The following is a 20,973-nucleotide window of genomic DNA, read 5'->3' as shown; positions in this document are numbered from 1 at the left end:
AATTGTAAGCGAGGGACGCGACGAGACGCTGACCATTCAATGTGGTCGGCGCTTCGAGGCCGTGAAACTGAGGGTTTGCGTTACCGGAGAAGACGGGGGCCATTCCGTAGGAATGGCCCGACACCGCATGAGAGTGGGCTAGGCCCCCCCGGGGGGCCGGACCATGGGGCCCGGTTGTCCGGGCGGGCCTGTGCTTGGTTGCCCCGGTGGCGTGACGATCATGCCCGGAGACGGCGCGCCGAACGACGGCGCCGTGCCCGGAGCCGCCGGGCTGATGGTGATGTTCTGTGGCGTGCCCGTGTTCGGGTTGCCGTTGATGAATGGCGGCTGCACGTTGGCGCCCGGGTTTTGGAACATGCCCGGCTGCGCGCCGTTCTGTTGACCCGGCTGCGGAAACGTAAAGACCGGGGCGTCGGGCGGATTGGGATCCAGCTCTTCTTCCGGTTCGACGTCGTTCTCCACCTGGCGCACGGGCTGACGCGGCGGCACAAACCGGTTGCTGGTGCCCCCGCCCTGGTTTGGCGCCGGACGGGCGGCGGCTGCGGGCGCCGGGGCCGCGCTTGTGGCTAGGACGAGAATGCGGTCGTACATCGAGGCACCGGGCGCGGCGGTGGCGCTGCGTGGCGCGGCCATGTAGCCCGCGACGCTGCGCAGCACGATTTCGAGCGCTCGCGCCTCAGGCACGTTCTCGAGCTTGAGCGTGAGCGGGCCTCCGGTGATGCGTTCGCCACCGATCACCTTCGTGCCGCCGAGCTTGGCCCACTCTCCGAGAATGGTGCGCACCGGCACGCTGGTCGCGTCGAGCGAGACCAGGCCGTCATTGAAGGCCAGCTTCAATTGCTGCGCCGAGGCAGGCAGAACCGCCACGAGCGACAGCGCAAAGGTGAGAAGGATGCGACGCATGAAAAACGCCTGACTTGAGTATACGCCCTTGCTGATTCAGACGCCGGTGCGGCCGTCTCGGCCGTTAAACGACGAAAACGCCTGCGCAACCGCCGCCACCTGGTCGTCTGACAGGCCCGGATACATCGGCAACGACACGACTTCGTGGCAAATGCGGTCGGCCACCGGGCACATGGCTGGGCTGGTTGGGGCAAGCGCCGGCTGCCGGGGGATGGGCACCGGGTAATGGATCAGCGTTTCGACGCCTTGGGCCGTGCAGTGGGCCTGGAAAGCATCGCGGTCCGGCGTCAGTACCGGGAACAGGTGGTAGACGTGCCCTTCGTCGAACTGGCGCGGCACCGTCAGCGATTGCGGCACGGCGGCGGCCCGATAGCCGGCCGCAATCGCGCGGCGCCGCGCCGTCCAGCCCGGCAGCAGTGGCAAGCGCGCTCGCAAGATGGCGGCCTGCATTTCGTCGAGGCGGCTGTTGGCGCCGGCTTCGAGGTGGTGATAGCGCGACGTCTGGCCGCCGTTGCGCAGCCGCTTGATGCGCGCGGCGAGCTGCGCGTCGCGCGTGAGCACGGCGCCACCGTCACCGAGGGCGCCGAGATTCTTCGTCGGATAAAAACTGGTCGCGCCGGCAATGCCGATGGTGCCGACCGGCTGGCCGCCGGCCGTCGCGAGGTGTGCCTGCGCCGCGTCCTCGACGAGCGCGAGGCCATGCCGCGCAGCGATGGCCGCAAACGCGAGCATGTCCGCCGCCTGCCCGTACAGGTGCACCGGCATGATCGCCTTCGTGCGCGAGGTGATGGCCGCTTCCGCGGCGCGCGGATCCAGGGTCAGGCGCTCGGGATCGATGTCGGCGAACACCGGCCGGGCGCCGGCCATCATCACCGCGAGCGCCGAATACGCGGCCGACAGCGGCGGCGTGATCACTTCATCGCCGGGCCCGATGTCGAGTGCGCGCAGGATCAGGGTGATCGCGTCGGTGCCCGTGCCGACGCCGACCGCGTAAGGCGCCTGGCTGGCAGCGGCGAACTCGGCCTCGAACGCCTCGACCTCCGGTCCCAGCACGAACCAGCCGCTCGCAATCACGCGATCGATCGCGGCCCGGACGACGGCGGCGTCGGCGCCTGGACGGAGCGCGTTAAACGGAACCAGGGTCGACATAGTGGGCCATGTGCGCGCGGTAGTACGCCAGTGTCCGCGCGAAGCCGTCACGCAGCCGCACCGTCGGCGCCCAGCCGGTGCGGGTCATGAACAGCGTCGAGTCGGCGTAGAAGCTGCCGATGTCGATCACCTTCTTCTCCGGCGGCCAGTCGACGAAGCGGTAGCGGCCCTGGCCCGCCAGCTCGACGAGCAGGGCGACCAGGTCGCGATGCGCGAGGTGTTCGTCGCCGCCCACGTTGAAGGCTTCGCCGTTCACGGCGTCGCTGGCGCCGGCCGCGACGAACGCCTCCACCGCATCGTCCACGTAGACGAAGTCGCGCACCTGCGAGCCGTCGCCGAACACTTCGATTTCGCGGTCCTCGAGCACGAGGCGGATGAACCAGCCGATGAATCCCTGGCGGTTGTGCCGCAGCAGCTGGCGCGGGCCGTAGACGTTGGTCAGGCGCAGGGCGCACGCGCGCACGCCGAACACATTGTTGTAGACCAGGTGGTAGTACTCGCCGGCGGCCTTGTTGATCCCGTTGACGTCGGTGGGCCTGACGAGCTGCCGTTCGGTCACCGGCAAGGTGTCGGGGCGTCCGTAGATCTGGCGGGTGCTGGCGTAGACCACCTTGGCCGCCGGGTTGTGATGGCGGCACGCTTCGAGCAGCGTCAGCTGGCTGCGGCAGTTGATGTCGAGATCCGTGTGCGGGTCGCGCATGCTGTCGATGTGGCTCACCTGGCCGGCGAGGTTGAAGATCACCTCGCGATCGCGGACCAGGTAGTTCATGGTGCTGGCCTGCCGCACGTCGGCCACGTTCACGCGCACCCTCGACTCGATACCGCTGAGGTTGAAGAGGTTGCCGCCGTAATCGGGGATCAGCGAGTCGACCAGCAGCACGTCGGCGCCGAGCCCGACCAGGCGGTGCGCCAGGTTGCTGCCGATGAAGCCGAGCCCGCCGGTGATCATCACCCGCCGGCCGCGGTAGAAGTCCGGCGGCGTCATCGCGGCCGATCCTTGAGGTGCTCGCGGCGAATCACCAGCGCCCACCACAGCTTGAACACGTCGGCGAGGGTGCGGGCGATCCGCGGAAAGTTGAAGAACTGGGACTTGCCGTGGGCGCGATGGAAGTGACGCACCGGCGTTTCGGCGACCCGGAAGCCGGCGTCCTGGAACTTCTTCATCATCTCCAGGCAGATCACCCCGCTGTCTTTTTCGAGCCGGACCACGTCGAAGATGCTACGCCGCATCAGCCGGAAGTCGCAATCGACGTCGCGGACCTTCAACCCGAACAGCAGCTTCACGAAATGGTGGTAGAGACGGCCGATCACGATGCGGTGCAGCGGGTCCGAGCGGCTGATTTTCCAGCCGTTGACCCAGTCCACGCCGTCGCGCATCTGCTGCCAGAGCAGGACCATCTCCGCCGGATCGTACTGCGCATCGCCGTCGGTGTAGAACACCCAGTCCTTCGTCGCCGCGGCGAACCCCGAGCGCAGCGCGCCGCCGTAGCCGCGGTTGTGGGCGTGGTGCACGATGCGCACGCGCTCCGGATACACCCGCGCCAGCTCGTCGAGAATGCGCGGCGTGTCGTCCTGGCTGCCGTCGTTGATGACGATTACTTCGAAATCAGGGGTCAGCGTGCCGGCGACCTGCACCGCGCTGATCACCAGGCTCGCGATGGTGCCGGCGTCGTTGTAGGCGGGAAAGAACACGCTCAGGCTGGGCGGCGCCGCCACTAGCGCGGTCCCCCCGGAGGTCGTCCGACCCGGCCGTGCCGCAAGATCAGCTTCCACGGCGTGATCAACGACTCGAGCAGCACGCCGCTCGACAGCTTCGACGCCCCCTGGCGGCGTTCGATGAAGATGATCGGCGATTCGACAATGCGCAGGCCGGCGTTGGCCGCCATGAACGTGACATCGAGCAGGAAGGCGTAGCCCTCGGACACGATCTGATCGAGCGGCAACCGGGCCAGCGAGGTGCGGCGCCAGCAGCGATAGCCGGTGGTGATGTCGCGAAGGCCGAGACCGGTCACCGTGCGGATGTAGAAATTCGCGAACGAGCTGAGGATGATGCGGCGCAGCGGCCAGTTGACGACGCTGATGCCGTTCAGGTAGCGCGAGCCGATCACGAGGTCGGCGCCGTCGGTGGCCAGCTGGATCATTGCCTGCAGGTACTTCGGATCGTGCGACAGGTCGGCGTCCATCTGGCAGACCAGGTCGGCATCGCCGGCGATCGCGTGGCGGAACCCTTCCAGGTACGAGACCCCCAGGCCCCGCGGTCCGCGGCGATGCAGCACGCGCACCCGCCCGGGATACTGCGCCGCCAGCGCGTCGGCCACCGCGCCGGTGCCGTCGGGCGACTGATCGTCGAGCACCATGACCTCGGTGCCCGGCACCGCCAGGATGTCGGCAACGAGGATTGGCAGGTTCTCCCGTTCGTTGTAGGTCGGGACCAGGACCAGCGTCTTCATCCCGCTATCGCCGCCCTTCGAAGCGCAACGACGCGACCTGCTCCGACACCAGCCCGACGAGCATGACCATTACCGAGAACATCAGCAATAACACCGCGCCATTGGGAATGCGATCGTGATACGCAAAGTTCCAGAGCCCGTACCCAAAGCCGAGCGCGAACGCTGCCGCACCGACCGGGGCAAAAATCCTGAGCGGGCTGAAGATGGTGATGACCTTCAACAAGATCAACAGGAACTTCGCGCCGTCGCTGGCCAGCCGGATCTTCGAGGTGCCGACCCGCGGCAACGCGCCGACGGGCTCGAACGCCACATTGTATCCGGCCTTGATGAAGGCGAGCGTGGTCGTCGTCGGTGTCGAGAAGCCGTTCGGGAGCAGGTGAATGAACTCGAGCAGGTATTCGCGTCGCGCCGCCCGGAATCCCGAGGTGAGATCGGGGATCGGCCGCTCGGTCAGGTAGGTGGCCAGCCAGTTGAGCACCGCGTTGCCGATCCGCCGGCCGGTGGTGGCCTGGCTGTCGGCCGAGCGGGCGCCGATCACCAGGTCGTAGTCGCCCAGTCGCGCGACCAGCCGCATCGCGTCGGCGGCGCGGTGCTGGCCGTCGCCGTCGACGATCACCAGCCACTCGCCGGTGGCCGCGCGAATCGCCGACTTCACCGCGGCGCCGTTGCCCTTGTTGTAGGGATGGGTCACGACGCGGGCGCCGGCCGCCGCCGCCGCCGTCCCCGTCCCGTCGGTCGAGCCATCGTCCACCACCAGCACCTCGCGCCAGGGCGCTGCCGCGAGCAGGCTCGTGACGACGGCAGCAATGCTCTCCCGCTCGTTGAAGGCGGGGACCACGATGGTGACGTTCTGGGGCTCGGCCATCGGATGAAGAAAAATATTTGCGGTCAGGAACCGGCAATCGTAGCATGCGACCCCCGCCCTCCCCTGTCCGCTTTCGGTGGTAGTCAAAAATTTGACACACCTTCGTCTTGTTGGCGAAACAAAGGCGTAAACGATAGACAGCTAATCATTTGAAGCACTTGCGCGTTGACAAGACCGTTAGGCCCGTCTACTATCCGAGTGGATTTTTGTGGAGTGAAGTGGAGAGATAACCGTGCTCCGGGGTAACTCGCCGGCGAAAATTGACGACAAGGGCCGGCTCAAGGTCCCGAACGGCTTTCGCGCCGTGATCCAGAAGGATCACGGCCCGGAACTGTTCGTGACGAGCCTGACGGGGCAGTCTGTACGCATCTATCCAATGCCGGTATGGCTCGACATCGAGCGCCGCATCGGGCAGATGCCCTCCACCCACCCCGCGCGGCAGAAGTACCTCGACCGCGTGAACTTTTACGGCCAGGTCGCGGAACTCGACCCGCAAGGGCGCGTCCTGATCCAGCCCCGGCTGCGCGACAGCGCCCTCATGACGGGCGAGGTCGACGTGCTGGGGCAACAAAACTATCTCGAGGTCTGGAACCACGAACGCTTCGTCGCCCGACTGCTCACCGAGCCGTTCACCGATGACGACGCGCGTGCCCTTTCCGATTTCGGGATCTAGGTGGAGCGAGCAACGCACGTTCCGGTTCTGCTCGACGAGGTGCGGACGCTGCTCGAACCCGGGCGCGGCGGCACGTTCGTCGACTGCACGCTCGGTCTCGGCGGGCACTCGCGCATGCTGCTCGAGAGCGGCGCGACCCGCGTGATTGGGATCGATCGCGACACGGATGCGATCGCGATCGCGAAGGAGTCGCTGGCGGAGTTCGGCGACCGCGTCACGTTCGTGCACGCCGACTACCGCGAGGTGGCCGAGGTGCTCGACGCGCAGGGACTCATCGAGGTGGCGGGCCTGCTCGCCGACCTCGGCGTGTCGTCGATGCAGCTGGACGCGGACGGCCGCGGTTTCAGCTTCAAGCGCGACGAGCCGCTGGACATGCGGATGGACCGCAGCCGCGGCGAGACCGCCGCCGACCTGCTCGACCGGGTCGACGAAACGGAACTGGCCGACGTGATCTATCGCTTCGGCGAGGAACGGCGGTCGCGGCAAGTGGCGCGCGCCATCGTCATGGCGCGCGGGCAGTCGCCGATCACGACCACCGGGCGGCTGGCGGAGATCGTGCGGCGCGGAGTGGCGGCACGCGGCTGGCAGCGGATCGACCCGGCGACGCGCACCTTCCAGGCGCTACGCATCTGGGTCAACCGCGAGCTGGATGAACTCGATGCGTTTATCGGCCGGGCGGCCTCGCGGCTGCAGGTCGGGGGGCGACTCGCGATGATCTCGTTTCACTCACTGGAAGACCGGGTGGTGAAGCACACGTTGCGCGACCTGGCACGGGGCGACGACGCCGCGATCAAGGTGCTGACCAAGCACCCGGTCATCGCGGGCGACGCCGAGGCGGCCGTCAACCCGCGGGCGCGCAGCGCCAAGCTGCGCGCGGCGGTGCGAATCAGGTAACGGGGAGGGGCGATGGACAAGAAAGGAACCTTCGAATACGAAATTCGCAAGGACTTCCGCAACAACCAGATCGTGCGCGAGGTGGACGAACGGCGCCTCCGCGACCTGTGGATGTCGCTCGGCGTCGGCGTGGTCCTGGTCATGGTGCTGCTGTTCTCGGCCTGGCAGCACTTCGAGCTGCTGCGCCACGGCTACCGGCTCGAACAGATGCAGCGCGACCGCGCTGCCGAGAACGACATCAACCGGCACCTGCGGCTCGAGATGGAAACGCTGCGCGCGCCGCAGCGCATCGAGAAACTCGCGACCGAGCGTCTCGGCATGGTGAGCCCCGGCGAGACTGAAGCCGTGGTCCTGGAACGGGTGTTGCCCGCGCCGGCGCCCGACCGTTCCGTCGTGGCCAGCCGGTAAGGACGTAAACAGCCGTGGCCGTCCAGCCTGACCTCAATTGGCGTCCGGTGCTCAGGCGCCGCCTCATGGTGGCGGCCGTCGTGCTGGCGTGCTGGGTGGTGGCCATTGAAGTCCGCCTGATCGTGCTCCAGGTGGTGCAGTTCGAGGAGCTGTCGGCGCGCGCCGAACGCCAGCAGTCGGAGACCCAGAAGACGCCCGGCAAGCGCGGCGAGATCGTCGACCGCCACGGCCGCCTGCTCGCCTACAGTGTCGATGCCGACACTATCTACGCCGTCCCGACCGATATCGCCGACCACGCCGCCGCGGCCGCGCAGTTGTGCGCGGCCTTCGATCAATGCGGCAAGCCTGAACGCGAGCAACTGGTCGACCGCCTCGGCCGCAAGCGCAAGAACGGCTCACTCACCTCGTTCCAATACGTCAAGCGCCGGGCCACTCCACTCGAGGCCAAGCGGGTGGCCGCGCTCGCGATGAAGGGCATCGGCTTCATGAAAGAGAGCAAGCGGTTCTATCCGAACCGCGAGCTCGCCGCCCACTTGCTCGGCTACGTCGGCACCGACAATGCCGGCCTGCACGGTCTCGAAGCCACCTACGACAAGACCGTGCGCGGCCGCGAGGGCACCATGCTGGTGCAGACCGACGCGCGCGGCCGGGCCTTCAGCCGGCTCGATCGCCCGCCCACGACCGGCGGCTCGCTGGAACTCACCATCGATGAACAGCTGCAGTTCATCGTCGAGCGCGAGTTGCGGGACGGCGTCCAGGCAGCCCGCGCCGATGGCGGCACCGTGGTGGCGATGGACCCGCACACCGGCGAGATCCTGGCCATGGCGAGCTGGCCGACGTTCAACCCGAACCAGTGGGCCGGCGCCGGCGACGCGCTGCGTAATCGCGGCGTGCAGGACCTGTACGAGCCCGGCTCGACCTTCAAGCTGGTGACCGCGTCGGCGGCCATTGAAGAGAAGGTGGTGACGCCCGACGAGGTCATCGACGTGAGCGCCGGGATGATCCGGTTCGGCAGCCGCGTGATCAAAGACATGTACCGCTACGGGCCACTGTCGTTCAACGACGTGATCGTCAAGTCGAGCAACGTCGGCGCGATCAAGGTCGGCCTCAAGGTCGGGCCCGAGCGGATGGGCCTGTATATCCGCCGCTTTGGTTTCGGCCGGCCGTCGTCGCCCGACTTTCCAAGCGAGAGCCCGGGCATTGTCTGGAGCGCCTCGAAGCTGAACGACAGCGCGCTGGCGTCGGTGTCGATGGGCTACCAGATCGGAGTGACGCCGCTGCAGATGGCGGCGGCCGCGAGCGTGATCGCCAACGGCGGCACGTTGTACGAACCGCACGTCGTGCGCGCCACCGTCAAGGGCGGTGTGCGCACGCCGGTGCGGCCCAAGGCCGTGCGGCGCGCCATTCTTCCCGAAACGGCCGCGACGCTCACCTCGATCATGGAAGGCGTCGTCAGCGCCGGCACCGCCAAGGCCGCCCGGCTGGTCAACTTCACGGTGGCCGGCAAGACCGGCACCGCCGACAAGCTGGTGAACGGCCGCTACTCGGCGTCGCAGCAGAACGTCTCGTTCGTCGGCTTCGTGCCGTCGCGCAACCCGGTGATGACCTTGATCGTGATGGTCGATTCGCCGCGCGTTGGCGGCGACACCGGTGGCGCGATCGCAGCGCCGATCTTCAAGCGCATTGCCGACGCCAGCCTGCGCATTCTGGGCGTGACCCCGACCGTCAACCAGCCGCCGCCGGTGCTGATTGCCCGCCGCGGCGACAACCCGGTGACGGCCACCGCGGCGCCGATGGCCCGGTCGATCGTGACCATGACGGCCAACATGACCGACGGCGGTGGTCTGCCCGACCTGCGCGGCCTGAGCGCCCGTGACGCGCTTCGCGAACTGGCCCGCCTGGGCCTGACCGCGCGCATGGAAGGCGCCGGCGTTGTCATCGAACAGGACCCCGCCCCGGGCTCGCCGATCGAGCCAGGCGGCGCCTGCTCCCTAATCCTCAATCGCCGCCCGCCCCCGCGACCGGCTTCGGTCATTGGAGATCCGCGGTGACCCTCACTGACGCGATCGACACCTTGCGGCCGTTGCTGGTCGAGCCACTGCCGGCCGGGCTGGCCGGCGCCGCCGTGGCCCGGCCGCTCTCGGCCATTGCCTACGACTCGCGGCGGGTCGCGCCGGCGGCGTTGTTCGTAGCGCTCAAGGGACAGAAGGCCGACGGGGTCGCTTTCGCCGAGCAAGCCATCGCCAGGGGCGCGCAAGCCGTGGTCGCCGAAGCCGCCGCGCCGGCCGGCATCGCCGTGCCGTGGATCGTGGTGCGCGATGCGCGCCTGGCGCTGGCCTTGCTCGCGGATCGCTGCTTCGACCACCCGAGCCGCCGCATGCCGGTGATCGGGGTCACCGGCACCAACGGCAAGACCACCACGGCCTACCTGCTCACCGCGATGCTCGACGAAGCGGGCCTGCGCGCCGGCATGCTGGGCACGGTCGCCTATCGCATCGGCGGCGAAGACCGCGAGGCCTCGCGGACCACTCCCGAGGCGCCCGACGTCCAGCAGCTGCTGAGCGAGATGCTGAGCCACGGCAACCGCTCGGCGGTCATGGAGGTGTCGTCACATGCGCTGTCACTGAAGCGGGTGGACGGCATGCGATTCGCGGCCGGCGTGTTCAGTAACCTCACCCGCGATCACCTCGACTTCCACGAAGACATGGAGGCGTACTTCGCCGCCAAGCGGCGGCTGTTCGAGATGCTGCCGCGCGATGCCCCCGGCGTCGTCAACCTGGACGACCCGCGCGGCGCCTCGCTGGTCGAGATCTGCGGCCGTCCGGTGACGTACGCAATCACCGCGGCCGCCGACGTGCGTCCCGGCCCGGTGGCAATGACGCTCACCGGTCTGCGCTTCGACGTGACCACTCCCCAAGGCACGGTCCACATCCAGTCGAAGCTGGTCGGCCGGCCGAACGTTTACAACATCCTCGCCGCCACCGCCACCGCGCTCTCGCTGGACGTGCCGATCGACGCCATCGAACGCGGCGTCGCCGGGCTGGCCGGCGTGCCGGGCCGTTTCGAAGTGGTCTCGGCGGCCGGCGACGACGTGACCGCGGTGGTCGACTACGCCCATACCGACGACGCGCTGCGCAACCTGCTCGAGACCGCGCGCCCGCTGGGCGCGCGGCGCCTGGTCACGGTGTTTGGCTGCGGGGGCGATCGCGATCGTTCCAAGCGGCCGCTGATGGGCATGGTCGCCGCCCGGTTGAGCGACGTCGTGGTGATCACGTCGGACAACCCGCGAAGTGAAGACCCGAAGCGAATCATCGAGGAGATCGAGCGCGGCATTTCTGCCGGCAGCCAGTCGCGGACGCCGACCGTGGTGTCGGTGGTCGACCGCGCCGAGGCCATCGACCGCGCGATCGCCATGGCCGAGTCCGGTGACGTCGTGCTGATCGCCGGCAAGGGGCACGAGAAGTACCAGCAGATCGGCGACCGGGTGCTGCCGTTCGACGACGGCGAGGTGGCGCGAGCGGCGTTGGCGAAGCGGCGCGCCGGCGCGAAGGGCAATTAGTGGCGGCAGCCATACCGCTCGCGGCCGGCACGTTGGCGGCGGCGATGAGCGGCCGCCTGGTGGCTGGCGACAGCGACCACTACGTGACCGGGTTCTCGATCGACAGCCGCACGCTGGCGACCGGTGACCTGTTCTTCGCGATTGGTGCGGCGCGCGACGGTCACGAGTTTGTCGGTGCGGCGGCGCGGCGGCGCGCGGCCGGCGTGGTGGTCAGCCGGCCCGTGACTTTGCCGGACGACAGCGAGTCGTTCGTCATCGAGGTGGCCGACACCACGCGCGGATTGCAGGACCTCGCGCGGCACGTGCGGCGCGAGTCGGGAGCGACGGTCGTGGCCATTACCGGCAGTGCCGGGAAGACCACGACCAAGGACGTGATCGCGGAGCTGCTCGGCAGCACGCACCGGGTGGTGAAGAACCAGGGCAACCTCAACAACCACCTGGGGTTGCCGCTGTCGTTGCTGGAACTGAGGCATGGGGCGGATGTGGCGGTGATGGAGCTGGGCATGAATCACGCGGGCGAAATCCGGGTGCTGGTCGACGTGGCCACGCCGGAGGTGCGCGTGTGGACCAATGTCGGCGAAGCCCACATCGGTCATTTCGGCTCAGCCGATCGCATTGCCGACGCCAAGGCCGAAATCCTCGAAGGCGCCGGCGAGCAGACCGTGCTGGTGGCCAACGCCGACGACGAGCGCGTGATGGCGCGCAGCGGCGCATTCCCCGGCCGCCAGATCCGATTCGGGCTGTCGCCGCGGGCCGACGTGCGCGCGGTTGACGTCGAAGACCTCGGGCTCGACGGCACCAGGAGCCGCCTGATTACGCCGGCCGGCGAGCGCGACCTGCGCGTGCCGTTGCTCGGCCGCGGCAACCTGATGAACGTGCTGGCGGGTGCGGCGGTGGCGCTGCACATGCACGTCGATCTCGATCACATCGTCGACACCGCGTCACGGCTGACGCCCTCGTCGAAGCGGGGCGCGCTGGTGAAGCTGCCGAAGGGCGTTACTGTCATCGACGATTCCTACAACTCGAGCCCGTCGGCGCTCACGCAGTCGCTGGAGGTGGTGTCGCGCTCGTGGGCGACGCGCCGGATTGCGGTGGTCGGCGAGATGCTGGAACTTGGCGATCTGTCGGCGACGCTGCACCAGGAGTGCGGCCGCGTCGCGGCCGCCAGCCGGCTGGCGCGCCTGTTCACCGTCGGCGGCCCGTCCGCCCGCGCGCTCGGCGAGGCGGCGGTCGCCGCCGGCCTGGCGGCGGGCACGGTGATGCATTTCGACAACAGCACCGATGCCGCCGCGGCGATCCCGGGTCAGATCGCGGCCGGTGACGTGGTGCTCGTCAAGGGGTCGCGGGGCACCCGCACCGATCTCGTGGTCGACCAGCTCAAGGCGGTGTTCAGCTAATGCTGTATCACCTCCTCCTCTCGTTCTACCCGGAGATTCCCGTCTTCAACGTGGCGCGCTACATCACGTTCCGGACGGCGGCGGCGAGCATGACCGCGCTGGTCGTCAGCCTGGTGCTGGGGCCGTGGCTGATCCGCCGGCTGCGTGAGTTTCAGATCGGTCAGGTCATCCGCCAGGAGGGACCGGAATCGCACCGCGCGAAGGCCGGCACGCCGACCATGGGCGGCCTGTTGATCCTCGCGGCGGCGCTCGTGCCCACCTTGCTGTGGGCCGATCTCACCAATATCTACATCTGGATCGCCGTCGTCACGACCGCGGCCTTCGGCGGCATTGGCTTTCTCGACGACTACCTCAAGGTCACCCGCCGTTCCTCGGGCGGCCTGGCGCCGCGCTACAAGTTCGGCCTGCAGGTGCTGGTCGGCGTGATCGTCGGCCTGGTGCTGATGTGGCTGGCCGATCGCAACCTCTACAACACGCGCTTGATCTTCCCGTTCTTCAAGCAGCTGATTCCCGATCTCGGCTGGTTCTACGTGCCCTTCGCCGCCTTCGTGCTGGTGGCCTGGAGCAACGCCGTGAACCTGACCGACGGTCTCGACGGCCTGGCCATCAGCACGTTCGCGGTGGCGGCGGCGGCGTTCACGGCGCTGGCGTACATCACCGGCCATCGCGTGTTTGCTGAGTACCTGCTGCTGGTGCGCTTCGCGCCGGCGGGCGAGTTGACCATCTTCTGCGGCGCGCTGGTCGGCGCCAGCCTCGGCTTCCTCTGGTACAACGCGCACCCAGCCGAGATCTTCATGGGCGACGTGGGCTCGCTGGCCCTCGGTGGCGCGATCGCCACCGTCGCGATCCTGATCAAGCAGGAGCTGCTGCTAGTGATCGTCGGCGGCGTCTTCGTAATCGAGGCCGCCTCGGTCGTGATCCAGGTGGCGTCGTTCAAGCTGCGCGGCAAGCGCGTCTTCAAGATGGCGCCGCTGCACCACCACTTCGAGCTGAGCGGATGGGCGGAGCCCAAAGTGATCACCCGGTTCCTGATCATCGCCATCCTGTTCGCCCTGTTCAGCCTGACGACGTTGAAGCTGAGATGACGACGCCTGCTTTTTCGGTGAGCGGCTTACCGGTGCTGGTCGTGGGCGCCGCCAGGAGCGGTGTCGCCGCCGCCCGCCTGCTCGCGCGCCGCGGCGCCACGGTCACGCTGACCGATCGCAAGCCGGACATTCCCGCGGCCGCCGACCTCGCTGCGGCCGGGGTGCGCCTGGAGCTTGGCGGGCACCTGCTGCGGTCGTTCGAAGCCGCGACCCTTGTGGTCATGAGCCCGGGCGTGCCGCTCGACCTGCCGGAAGTGCGGCGCGCCCGCTCGCTCGGCATCCCGGTCATCGGCGAGCTCGAGCTGGCCTCGCGCTGGCTGCGCGGACCGATCGTCGCCATCACCGGCACCAAGGGCAAGTCGACCACGACCACGCTGGTCGGCCGCATGCTCGCGGCGGCGGGCCGGCGGGTGCTCGTGGGCGGCAACATCGGCTACCCGGTGAGCGCGCAGGTCGAGGACTCGACCGCAGACACCGTCCACGTGATTGAAGCCAGCAGCTTCCAGCTCGAGGCGACCGACACGTTCCGGCCGTGGATTGCGGCGCTGCTGAACTTCTCGCCCGACCACCTCGATCGCCATCCGGACGAGGCGTCTTACGCCGCGGCCAAGGCGCGGATCTTCGCCAACCAGCAGCCGCACGACTGGGCGGTCGTGAACGCCGACAACGCCGCGGCGCTGGCGATGGCCGAGACACGGGCGCAGGTGGTGCGCTACGCCGTTGACCATCCCGATGGCGCCGAGGTCCATGCCGATCGCGGGTTCGTCTGGCACCGCACCTCGGAGGGCGACGTGCCGCTGCTGCCGCTGGCGGCCGTGCAGCTCGCCGGCCACCACATGTTGAGCAACGTCGTCGCCGCCACCGCGATCAGCCACCTCGCCGGCGCCACCGAGGCGTCGCTGGCGCAGGCGCTCGACGGGTTCACCGGTCTCGAGCACGTGATGGAACCGGTGGGCCATCGTGGCGGCGTGCGGTTCGTCAACGACTCGAAGGCGACCAACGTCGAGGCCGCGGCGCGCTCGATTGAAAGTTTTGACAAGGTCGTGGCGATTGTCGGCGGCAAGTACAAGGGCGGCGATTTCGCCGATCTTGCGGCGCCGCTCCGGGCGCACGGCCGGGCGGTCGTCGCAATTGGCGAGGCGCGGCCGATGGTGACCGCGGCGCTGGCCGGGGTCGTGCCGGTGGTGGAGGTCGACGACTTTGCCGACGCAGTGCGGCGGGCCTGGGACCTGGCGGTGCCCGACGGCGTGGTGCTGCTGGCGCCGGCCTGTTCGAGCTTCGACATGTTTCGCGATTACGCCGACCGCGGCGCGCGGTTCAAGGAGGAGGTGCAGCGGCTGATTACCGAAGGGTAGGTGTGCACCGCCGCCGATTGTTCGCGTTCAGTGGGCTTGCCCCGCCGAAGCGCGAAGCGCGAAGGCGGGAGCGGTGAGTAGTCGTCAGCCGGTTGGCGGCAATTGAGAGCTGGTCGCTGGGAGCGCAGGCTGCCCCGGTCTGCGAGGCTGGTGTCTCAATTCCCTGAACGACTGGCGACTACTGACTGCTTTCCACCTTCGTCCGCGGAACTCGTGGACTGCGGCGGACAGGCGACGTGCAAGCTAGTTATCGAACCGAGAACGTCGAACTTTAGTGCCCTTCGACTGGGCCCGCTTCGCAAGCGAAGCCGGCCCGCTCAGGGGCGCCCCCGGAAAAGGAGGGGGCGCGAGTATGGCAAGGAAGCTGCAATCTGACAAGTGGTTGTTCCTGGCGACGTTGGCGCTGATTTGCGCCAGCGTGGTCATGGTCTACAGCGCCTCCGCGCTCGTCGCGCTGGAGCGCTTTCAACAGCCGTACTTGTTCGTGACCCGCCAGTTGATGTGGGCGTGCGTCGGTATTGCGGTGCTGTCGATCGTGATGCGCATCGACTACCGCACCTACAAGAACGACAAGCTGGTGTGGGTGGGGCTCGGCGTGGTCGGGCTGATGCTGGTCGCGGTGCTGTTCTCGCGGCCGATCAATGGGACCCGGCGCTGGTTCGGCGTCGGCGGCTTCGGCATTCAGCCGTCGGAACTAGCCAAGCTGGCGGCCATCTTCTTTACCGCGCTCGTGCTCGAACGGCGCCGTCACCGGATCAACGAGATCAGCTATTCGCTGGTGCCGATCGGGCTGATAGTCGGCGGCATTGTCGGACTGATCCTGCTGCAGCCCGACTTCGGCACCGCGGTCTCGGTGCTGGCGGTGGTGGGGGTGATGATCTTCGCCGCCGGCTTCAGTTACCGGTATCTTGCCGGAGGGCTGCTGCTGGCGCTGCCCGCCCTGTACGTGATCCTGATGCAGGCCGACTATCGCCGGCGCCGCCTGCTGACCTTCATGGACCCGTGGGCCGACCCGCTTGGCGACGGCTTCCAGATCATCCAGTCGCTGATCGCCGTCGGCACCGGCGGCGTGTTCGGCAAGGGCCTGATGAGCGGCGTGCAGAAGCTGTTCTACCTGCCCGAACCGTTTACCGATTTCATCTTTGCCGTGATCTCCGAGGAGACCGGCCTGCTCGGCGCCTCGATGGTGGTGCTAGCGTTCTGCGTGATCGCCTGGCGCGGCATGCGCACGGCGTTGCGCGCACCCGACAGCTTTGGCGCGTACCTCGCGCTGGGCATCACGATGATGCTGGTCCTGCAGGCGTTCGTGAACATCAGCGTCGTGCTCGGCCTGGTGCCGACCAAGGGCATCCCGCTGCCGCTCGTCAGCAACGGCGGCTCGTCGATGCTGATCAACCTGCTGGCGGTCGGCGTGCTGCTGAACATCTCGCAGCACCAGCAGATGGAGACGGGAGCGGCGTGACCGGTGCGCATCCTGATCGCGGGCGGGGGGACGGGCGGGCACTTGTACCCGGGAATCGCGCTGGCGCGCGAGCTGCAGCGCCGCGACCCGTCGGTGCAGGTGTCGTTTGTCGGGACCGCGCAGGGCATCGAGTCGAGAGTGGTGCCACGCGAGGGCTTCGACCTGGACCTGATTCGGGTCGCCGGGCTGAAGGGCAAGGGCCGCGCCGAGCGGTTGCAGGGGTTCCTGCTGTTGCCGACGGCCGCGGCCGACGCCTGGCGCGTGTTGTCGCGCCGCCGGCCCGACGTGGTGATCGGCGTCGGCGGATTTGCTTCGGGGCCGGTGCTGGCGCTGGCGGCCGTGCGCGGCTATCCGACCATGCTGCTCGAGCAGAACGCCGTGCCGGGCATCACCAATCGCCTGCTGGCGCGCCTGGTGCGCGCCGCGGCCGTGAACTTCGAGGACTCGCTGTCGTACTTCCCCCGCACGGGATTTGTGGCCGGCAACCCCGTGCGACCGGAATTTTTCCCGGCGCAGAACGAGGAGGCGAATGATCTCACCAACAGGCCGCACGCAGCGGCACGGGTTCTGATCTTTGGCGGTTCTCAGGGCGCGCACGCGATCAACGTGGCCATGGTGGAGGCAGCGTCGCGGCTGGCAGCCACCGGGCTCGAACTTGCGATCACCCACCAGACCGGTGAGCGCGATCTGGATCTGGTGCGGACCGCGTACGGCCGCGCCGGCCTCGCGGCCCGAGTCGAAGCATTCATCGACCAAATCGACGGAGCGATGAAGGCCGCCGACCTGGTCATCTGCCGCGCCGGGGCGACCACCCTCGCCGAGCTGACCGCGTCGGGTCGGCCGGCGGTCCTGGTGCCGCTGCCGACCGCGACCGACGACCACCAGCGGAAGAACGCCGAGGTGCTCGGGCGCGCCGGAGCGGCCGTGGTGCTGGAAGAACGCGAGCTGGACGGGACGCGGCTCGCCGCGGCGATCGCGGGGCTGATCGGCGACCCCGCGAAGCGGCAGCGGATGTCGGCGGCCGCGCGGCGGCTGGCGCGGCCCGATGCCGCGGCACGGATTGCGGATCGGGTGGAGCAGTTGGGGCAGGGAAAGAAGTGAACCGTGCTGGGTAAGACGCGGCGCATTCACTTCATCGGCGTCGGCGGAATTGGCATGAGCGGCATCGCCGAGCTGCTCGCCAATCTCGGCTACGCGGTCTCGGGATCGGATGCCAGGCGCTCGAGCGTCACCGACCGGCTGGCATCGCTGGGCGTGACGGTCGCGACCGCGGGGCATGCGGCGGCCAATGTCGGCAACGCCGATGTCGTCGTTTACTCGTCCGCGGTGCGACCGGACAACGCTGAGGTCGTCGAAGCCAAGGCGCGGCGAATCCCGGTAATTCCCCGGGCCGAAATGCTGGCCGAGCTGATGCGGCTGCGCTTCGGGATCGCGGTGGCCGGCGCCCACGGCAAGACCAGCACGACCTCGATGATCGCGCTGGTGCTCGAGCGGGCGGGACTGGATCCGACGGCGGTGATTGGTGGGCGCCTGAGCGCCTTTGGCAGCAATGCGCGGCTGGGCCGCGGCGAATACATGGTGGCGGAGGCCGACGAGAGCGACCGGTCGTTTCTCAAGCTTTCGCCGGCGGTGGCGGTGATTACGAATATCGATCGCGAGCACATGGACGCATACGGCGGCTTCGCCGACCTGCAGCAAGCGTTCGTCGACTTCGCCAACAAGGTGCCGTTTTACGGCGCCGTGGTGGCGTGCGCCGACGATGCGGAGCTGGCGCACGTCCTGCCGCGGTTCACTCGCCGCGTCGTGACCTACGGTATTGCTGATGGTCCGGCTAAAGCCGGACACCACATTGGTGGGGATGCGTCCGGCACTGGTGCCATGTGGCGTCCGGCTTCAGCCGGACCATTCGACATCAGCGCAGTCGGCGTCATGCTGGAAGGCTTCGGATCGCGGTGCACCGTCGTCCAGCGCGACCTGCACACCAATCGCGCCACTGAACTTGGGCCGATGACGCTGGCGGTGCCCGGGCTGCACTCCGTGCGCAACGCGCTCGCGGCCGTGGCGGTGGGCCTCGAGCTGGACGTGCCGTTCCCGCAGATCGCCTCGGCGCTGGCGGAGTTTCACGGCGCCGAGCGGCGCTTCGAGCGGCGCGGCATCGTCAACGGCATCAGTGTGGTTGACGACTACGGTCATCATCCCACCGAGATCGCGGCCGTGCTGTCGGCGGCGCGCGCGGCCCGTCCGGCGCGCATTGTCGTGGCGTTCCAGCCGCACCGTTACACGCGCACCCGCGACTTGATGGCCGAGTTCGGTGCCGCCCTGGCGGCGGCCGACGAAGTGGTGCTGACCGACATCTACGCCGCCAGCGAAGAACCGATCCCAGGCATCACCGTCGAGGCACTGGCCGCGGCGGTCAGCACGGGTCGCGCCAGGGCGGCTCACGTAGTCAGGCGGCTCGAGGACGTGGCGGCCGCAGTCGCCGATCTCGCGCGTCCGGGCGACCTCGTGTTGACGCTGGGTGCCGGGTCGATTGGCGGCCTCGCAACGGCGTTACTGGCAGAACTCGAACGGCGGCACCGCCCGCGGGAGGCCCGGTAATGGCGGGACTCCCCAGACCCGGCACCGGCGCCGCCGCCGGCGCCGCCCAGACCGACAAGCGGTTCAAGCGGGCCCACGTGAAGCCGTCGCGCAAGCGTCCGTCCGCCGGGCGCCACGCGTGGCTGGCGATTCGCCTGCTGGTGATGATCGCGGTGCTGGGCTACGGCGGTTACCGCGGCGTGAACCTGATGGCCGCCGCCCAGGCCTTGCAGGTGAGCCACCTGCAGGTTCGCGGCCACCACCGCTTGTCGACCGGCGAGGTGCTGGCGCTCGTCGATGGGCTGCGCGGCCAGAACATCCTGACCATTCGGATCGGCGAATGGCAGCGGCGGCTGCTCGCCTCGCCGTGGGTCGAGAGCGCCACCATTCGCCGGGTGTTGCCGGCGACGCTGGAGATCACGGTGCTCGAGCGCGAGCCCATGGGCATTGGCCGCATCGGCACGGCGCTCTACCTGGTCGACAACCAGGGCGTGATCGTTGACGAGTACGGCCCGGCATACGCCGACATCGACTTGCCGATCATCGACGGGCTGGCCGCGTCGCCGTCCGGCGATGGCGCGCTGATCGACGTGGCGCGCACTGAATTTGCCGGCCGGGTCATCTCGGCGCTGGCGGCCCGGCCGGAACTGGGCAAGCGGGTCTCGCAGATCGACGTCTCGGACCTGCACGACGCAGTCGTGATTCTCGACGACGACACGGCGCTGCTGCGGCTGGGCGACGGCGACTTCGCCGCCCGCCTGCAGCAGTACGTCGACCTGCAGCCGACGCTGCGCGAGCGGCTGGCGAGTATCGACTACGTGGATTTGCGGTTCGATGAACGGTTGTACGTGCGTCCGGTCAAGGCGTTGCCGGCGACGGCGAGACGGTAGAGGACGGGGAGGATTCGTGGCACGACAGGAACGCTACGTAGTGGGGCTCGACATCGGCACGACCAAGGTGTGCACCGTGGTCGGCGAGCTGCTCGAAGACGGCGGCGCCGATGTCATCGGCATCGGCATGGCCGAATCGAAGGGCCTCAAGCGCGGGGTGGTCGTCAACCTCGAGGCGGCGGTCGAATCGATCAAGAAGTCGATCGAGGAAGCCGAGCTGATGGCCGGCGTCGAGGTCGGCTCGGTGCACCTCGCCATCAGCGGTCCGCACATCAAGGGCTTCAACAGCCGCGGCGTGGTCGCGGTGGCCGGCAAGAACCGCGAGGTGACCCGCGACGATGTGCGGCGTGCGATCGATGCGGCGCGGGCGGTGTCGCTGCCGGCAGGCCGCGAGATCCTGCACGTGCTGCCGCAGGACTTCGTGGTCGACGAGCAGGAGGGCATTGGCGCGCCGGTGGGCCTGACCGGCGCCCGGCTCGAGGTCAACGTCCACATCATCACCGGCAGCCAGACCGCCACCCAGAACCTGGTCGCCTGCGTCAACCGCGCCGGCGTGGAGGTCATCGATACGGTGATCGGTCAGCTGGCCGCGTCCGAGACCGTGCTGACCGCCGACGAAAAGGAACTGGGGGTGGCGGTAGTCGACATCGGCGGCGGCACCGCCGACCTGGCCATCTTCGAGCGCGGCAGCCTGTGGCACACCGCGGTGATTGCCGTCGGCGGCGATCACTTCACCAACGACATCGCGGTCGGCCTGCGCACCCCCATCCCGGACGCCGAGAAGGTCAAGCGGCGGGCCGGCTGCGCGTTGTCGTCGATGGTCGAGGAAGACGAAACCATCGAGGTGGCCAGCGTCGGCGGCCGGCGGCCGCGAGTGATGGCGCGTCGCATCCTGTCCGACATCCTGCAGCCGCGCGCCGAGGAGATGTTCCATTTGATCTGGGACGAGATCAGCAAGGCCGGCTACGAGAAGTCGCTCAACTCGGGCCTCGTGCTGACCGGCGGCGGCGCCCAGCTCGAGGGCATGTCCGAGATTGCCGAGCAGATTTTCGACCTGCCGATCCGGCGCGGCACGCCGGTCGGCGTCGGCGGCCTGGCCGATCACGTGAGCAACCCGGCGTTTGCCACGGCCGTCGGCCTGGTGTTGTACGCCGCCCGCCATCGCGGGCCGGCAGCGGGCGCCAGCGGCGGCGGCGCGCTGACGCGGGTGATGGGACGGTTACGGACGGTGTTCAAAGAGTTTTTCTAACCGGATCTCGTGAAGTGGTGATCTGGTGACTTGGCGATCGAGGCCAGGGATTTTGGG

The 20,973-nt window shown here is 68.5% G+C and carries 19 protein-coding genes; 13 read left to right on the top strand and 6 right to left on the bottom strand.

Going from position 1 to position 20,973, the window contains the following annotated elements; all coding sequences use genetic code 11:
• Nucleotides 1-138 precede the first annotated feature (138 nt).
• From Q8T13_09450 to Q8T13_09425, 6 genes are read right to left on the bottom strand one after another with little or no spacing between them, the layout of a single operon-like run.
• Nucleotides 139-903 carry a hypothetical protein gene (locus tag Q8T13_09450; protein ID MDP3717973.1) on the bottom strand — a complete coding sequence of 255 codons (765 nt, stop codon included), beginning with the start codon at nucleotides 901-903 and terminating at the stop codon, nucleotides 139-141.
• 36 nt (nucleotides 904-939) lie between these two features.
• Complete coding sequence (locus Q8T13_09445) at nucleotides 940-2,052, bottom strand: DegT/DnrJ/EryC1/StrS family aminotransferase (GenBank protein ID MDP3717972.1); 1,113 nt, start codon at nucleotides 2,050-2,052, stop codon at nucleotides 940-942.
• Complete coding sequence (locus Q8T13_09440) at nucleotides 2,030-3,037, bottom strand: NAD-dependent epimerase/dehydratase family protein (GenBank protein MDP3717971.1); 1,008 nt, start codon at nucleotides 3,035-3,037, stop codon at nucleotides 2,030-2,032. Before Q8T13_09440 ends, Q8T13_09445 begins: the two co-directional genes overlap by 23 nt.
• Entirely contained in the window at nucleotides 3,034-3,825 is a 792-nt protein-coding gene (locus Q8T13_09435; protein ID MDP3717970.1) for a glycosyltransferase family 2 protein, read from the bottom strand. The genes Q8T13_09440 and Q8T13_09435 overlap by 4 nt, the downstream gene beginning before the upstream one ends.
• Nucleotides 3,768-4,502: a polyprenol monophosphomannose synthase gene (locus Q8T13_09430; GenBank protein ID MDP3717969.1), complete on the bottom strand. Its 735-nt coding sequence runs from the start codon at nucleotides 4,500-4,502 to the stop codon at nucleotides 3,768-3,770. The genes Q8T13_09435 and Q8T13_09430 overlap by 58 nt, the downstream gene beginning before the upstream one ends.
• Nucleotides 4,503-4,506: 4 nt before the next feature.
• The gene (locus Q8T13_09425; protein MDP3717968.1) at nucleotides 4,507-5,367 is read right to left on the bottom strand and encodes a glycosyltransferase family 2 protein; all 861 of its coding nucleotides are present in this window, start codon (nucleotides 5,365-5,367) and stop codon (nucleotides 4,507-4,509) included.
• A 232-nt stretch (nucleotides 5,368-5,599) separates the two neighbouring features.
• On the opposite strand from Q8T13_09425, the gene Q8T13_09420 reads away from it, so the two are divergent.
• From Q8T13_09420 to ftsA, 13 genes are all read left to right on the top strand, one after another.
• Nucleotides 5,600-6,040 carry a division/cell wall cluster transcriptional repressor MraZ gene (locus tag Q8T13_09420; GenBank protein ID MDP3717967.1) on the top strand — a complete coding sequence of 147 codons (441 nt, stop codon included), beginning with the start codon at nucleotides 5,600-5,602 and terminating at the stop codon, nucleotides 6,038-6,040.
• A complete protein-coding gene (rsmH, locus tag Q8T13_09415; protein ID MDP3717966.1) occupies nucleotides 6,041-6,934 on the top strand; it encodes a 16S rRNA (cytosine(1402)-N(4))-methyltransferase RsmH in 894 nt (297 codons plus the stop codon).
• Nucleotides 6,935-6,946: 12 nt separating this feature from the next.
• Nucleotides 6,947-7,342 carry a cell division protein FtsL gene (locus Q8T13_09410; GenBank protein ID MDP3717965.1) on the top strand — a complete coding sequence of 132 codons (396 nt, stop codon included), beginning with the start codon at nucleotides 6,947-6,949 and terminating at the stop codon, nucleotides 7,340-7,342.
• Nucleotides 7,343-7,356: 14 nt separating this feature from the next.
• Nucleotides 7,357-9,393, top strand: a complete 2,037-nt coding sequence (locus tag Q8T13_09405; GenBank protein ID MDP3717964.1) for a penicillin-binding protein — start codon at nucleotides 7,357-7,359, stop codon at nucleotides 9,391-9,393.
• Complete coding sequence (locus tag Q8T13_09400) at nucleotides 9,390-10,901, top strand: UDP-N-acetylmuramoyl-L-alanyl-D-glutamate--2,6-diaminopimelate ligase (GenBank protein MDP3717963.1); 1,512 nt, start codon at nucleotides 9,390-9,392, stop codon at nucleotides 10,899-10,901. The genes Q8T13_09405 and Q8T13_09400 overlap by 4 nt, the downstream gene beginning before the upstream one ends.
• Nucleotides 10,901-12,298, top strand: a complete 1,398-nt coding sequence (gene murF / locus Q8T13_09395; GenBank protein MDP3717962.1) for a UDP-N-acetylmuramoyl-tripeptide--D-alanyl-D-alanine ligase — start codon at nucleotides 10,901-10,903, stop codon at nucleotides 12,296-12,298. Before Q8T13_09400 ends, murF begins: the two co-directional genes overlap by 1 nt.
• On the top strand, nucleotides 12,298-13,383 hold the full coding sequence (gene mraY, locus Q8T13_09390; protein ID MDP3717961.1) for a phospho-N-acetylmuramoyl-pentapeptide-transferase: 1,086 nt from the start codon (nucleotides 12,298-12,300) through the stop codon (nucleotides 13,381-13,383). Before murF ends, mraY begins: the two co-directional genes overlap by 1 nt.
• Nucleotides 13,380-14,738, top strand: coding sequence for a UDP-N-acetylmuramoyl-L-alanine--D-glutamate ligase (gene murD, locus Q8T13_09385; GenBank protein ID MDP3717960.1), 1,359 nt, complete (start codon nucleotides 13,380-13,382; stop codon nucleotides 14,736-14,738). Before mraY ends, murD begins: the two co-directional genes overlap by 4 nt.
• Nucleotides 14,739-15,090: 352 nt before the next feature.
• Entirely contained in the window at nucleotides 15,091-16,200 is a 1,110-nt protein-coding gene (ftsW, locus tag Q8T13_09380) for a putative lipid II flippase FtsW (GenBank protein ID MDP3717959.1), read from the top strand.
• 3 nt (nucleotides 16,201-16,203) lie between these two features.
• Nucleotides 16,204-17,301, top strand: a complete 1,098-nt coding sequence (gene murG / locus Q8T13_09375; GenBank protein ID MDP3717958.1) for an undecaprenyldiphospho-muramoylpentapeptide beta-N-acetylglucosaminyltransferase — start codon at nucleotides 16,204-16,206, stop codon at nucleotides 17,299-17,301.
• Between the two features lie 3 nt (nucleotides 17,302-17,304).
• The gene (gene murC / locus Q8T13_09370; GenBank protein ID MDP3717957.1) at nucleotides 17,305-18,798 is read left to right on the top strand and encodes a UDP-N-acetylmuramate--L-alanine ligase; all 1,494 of its coding nucleotides are present in this window, start codon (nucleotides 17,305-17,307) and stop codon (nucleotides 18,796-18,798) included.
• The gene (locus Q8T13_09365) at nucleotides 18,798-19,667 is read left to right on the top strand and encodes an FtsQ-type POTRA domain-containing protein (protein MDP3717956.1); all 870 of its coding nucleotides are present in this window, start codon (nucleotides 18,798-18,800) and stop codon (nucleotides 19,665-19,667) included. Before murC ends, Q8T13_09365 begins: the two co-directional genes overlap by 1 nt.
• Nucleotides 19,668-19,683: 16 nt before the next feature.
• On the top strand, nucleotides 19,684-20,916 hold the full coding sequence (gene ftsA / locus Q8T13_09360) for a cell division protein FtsA (GenBank protein ID MDP3717955.1): 1,233 nt from the start codon (nucleotides 19,684-19,686) through the stop codon (nucleotides 20,914-20,916).
• Nucleotides 20,917-20,973: the final 57 nt, after the last annotated feature.

Source organism: Acidobacteriota bacterium, from assembly GCA_030697165.1.
Lineage (GTDB): Bacteria > Acidobacteriota > Vicinamibacteria > Vicinamibacterales > UBA2999 > 12-FULL-67-14b.
Note: the sequence above shows the minus strand (reverse complement) of the source record. Positions and strands in the feature narration are given on the sequence as shown.

What these genes read in the sequence shown, in the direction of transcription:
- Q8T13_09430 (MDP3717969.1), bottom strand. Translation starts at nt 4,502, where the DNA reads ATGAAGACGCTGGTCCTGGTCCCGACCTACAACGAACGGGAGAACCTG.
- Q8T13_09365 (MDP3717956.1), top strand. Translation starts at nt 18,798, where the DNA reads ATGGCGGGACTCCCCAGACCCGGCACCGGCGCCGCCGCCGGCGCCGCC.
- mraY (MDP3717961.1), top strand. Translation starts at nt 12,298, where the DNA reads ATGCTGTATCACCTCCTCCTCTCGTTCTACCCGGAGATTCCCGTCTTC.
- Q8T13_09440 (MDP3717971.1), bottom strand. Translation starts at nt 3,037, where the DNA reads ATGACGCCGCCGGACTTCTACCGCGGCCGGCGGGTGATGATCACCGGC.
- Q8T13_09445 (MDP3717972.1), bottom strand. Translation starts at nt 2,052, where the DNA reads ATGTCGACCCTGGTTCCGTTTAACGCGCTCCGTCCAGGCGCCGACGCC.
- Q8T13_09410 (MDP3717965.1), top strand. Translation starts at nt 6,947, where the DNA reads ATGGACAAGAAAGGAACCTTCGAATACGAAATTCGCAAGGACTTCCGC.
- Q8T13_09450 (MDP3717973.1), bottom strand. Translation starts at nt 903, where the DNA reads ATGCGTCGCATCCTTCTCACCTTTGCGCTGTCGCTCGTGGCGGTTCTG.
- murD (MDP3717960.1), top strand. Translation starts at nt 13,380, where the DNA reads ATGACGACGCCTGCTTTTTCGGTGAGCGGCTTACCGGTGCTGGTCGTG.
- ftsW (MDP3717959.1), top strand. Translation starts at nt 15,091, where the DNA reads ATGGCAAGGAAGCTGCAATCTGACAAGTGGTTGTTCCTGGCGACGTTG.
- Q8T13_09425 (MDP3717968.1), bottom strand. Translation starts at nt 5,367, where the DNA reads ATGGCCGAGCCCCAGAACGTCACCATCGTGGTCCCCGCCTTCAACGAG.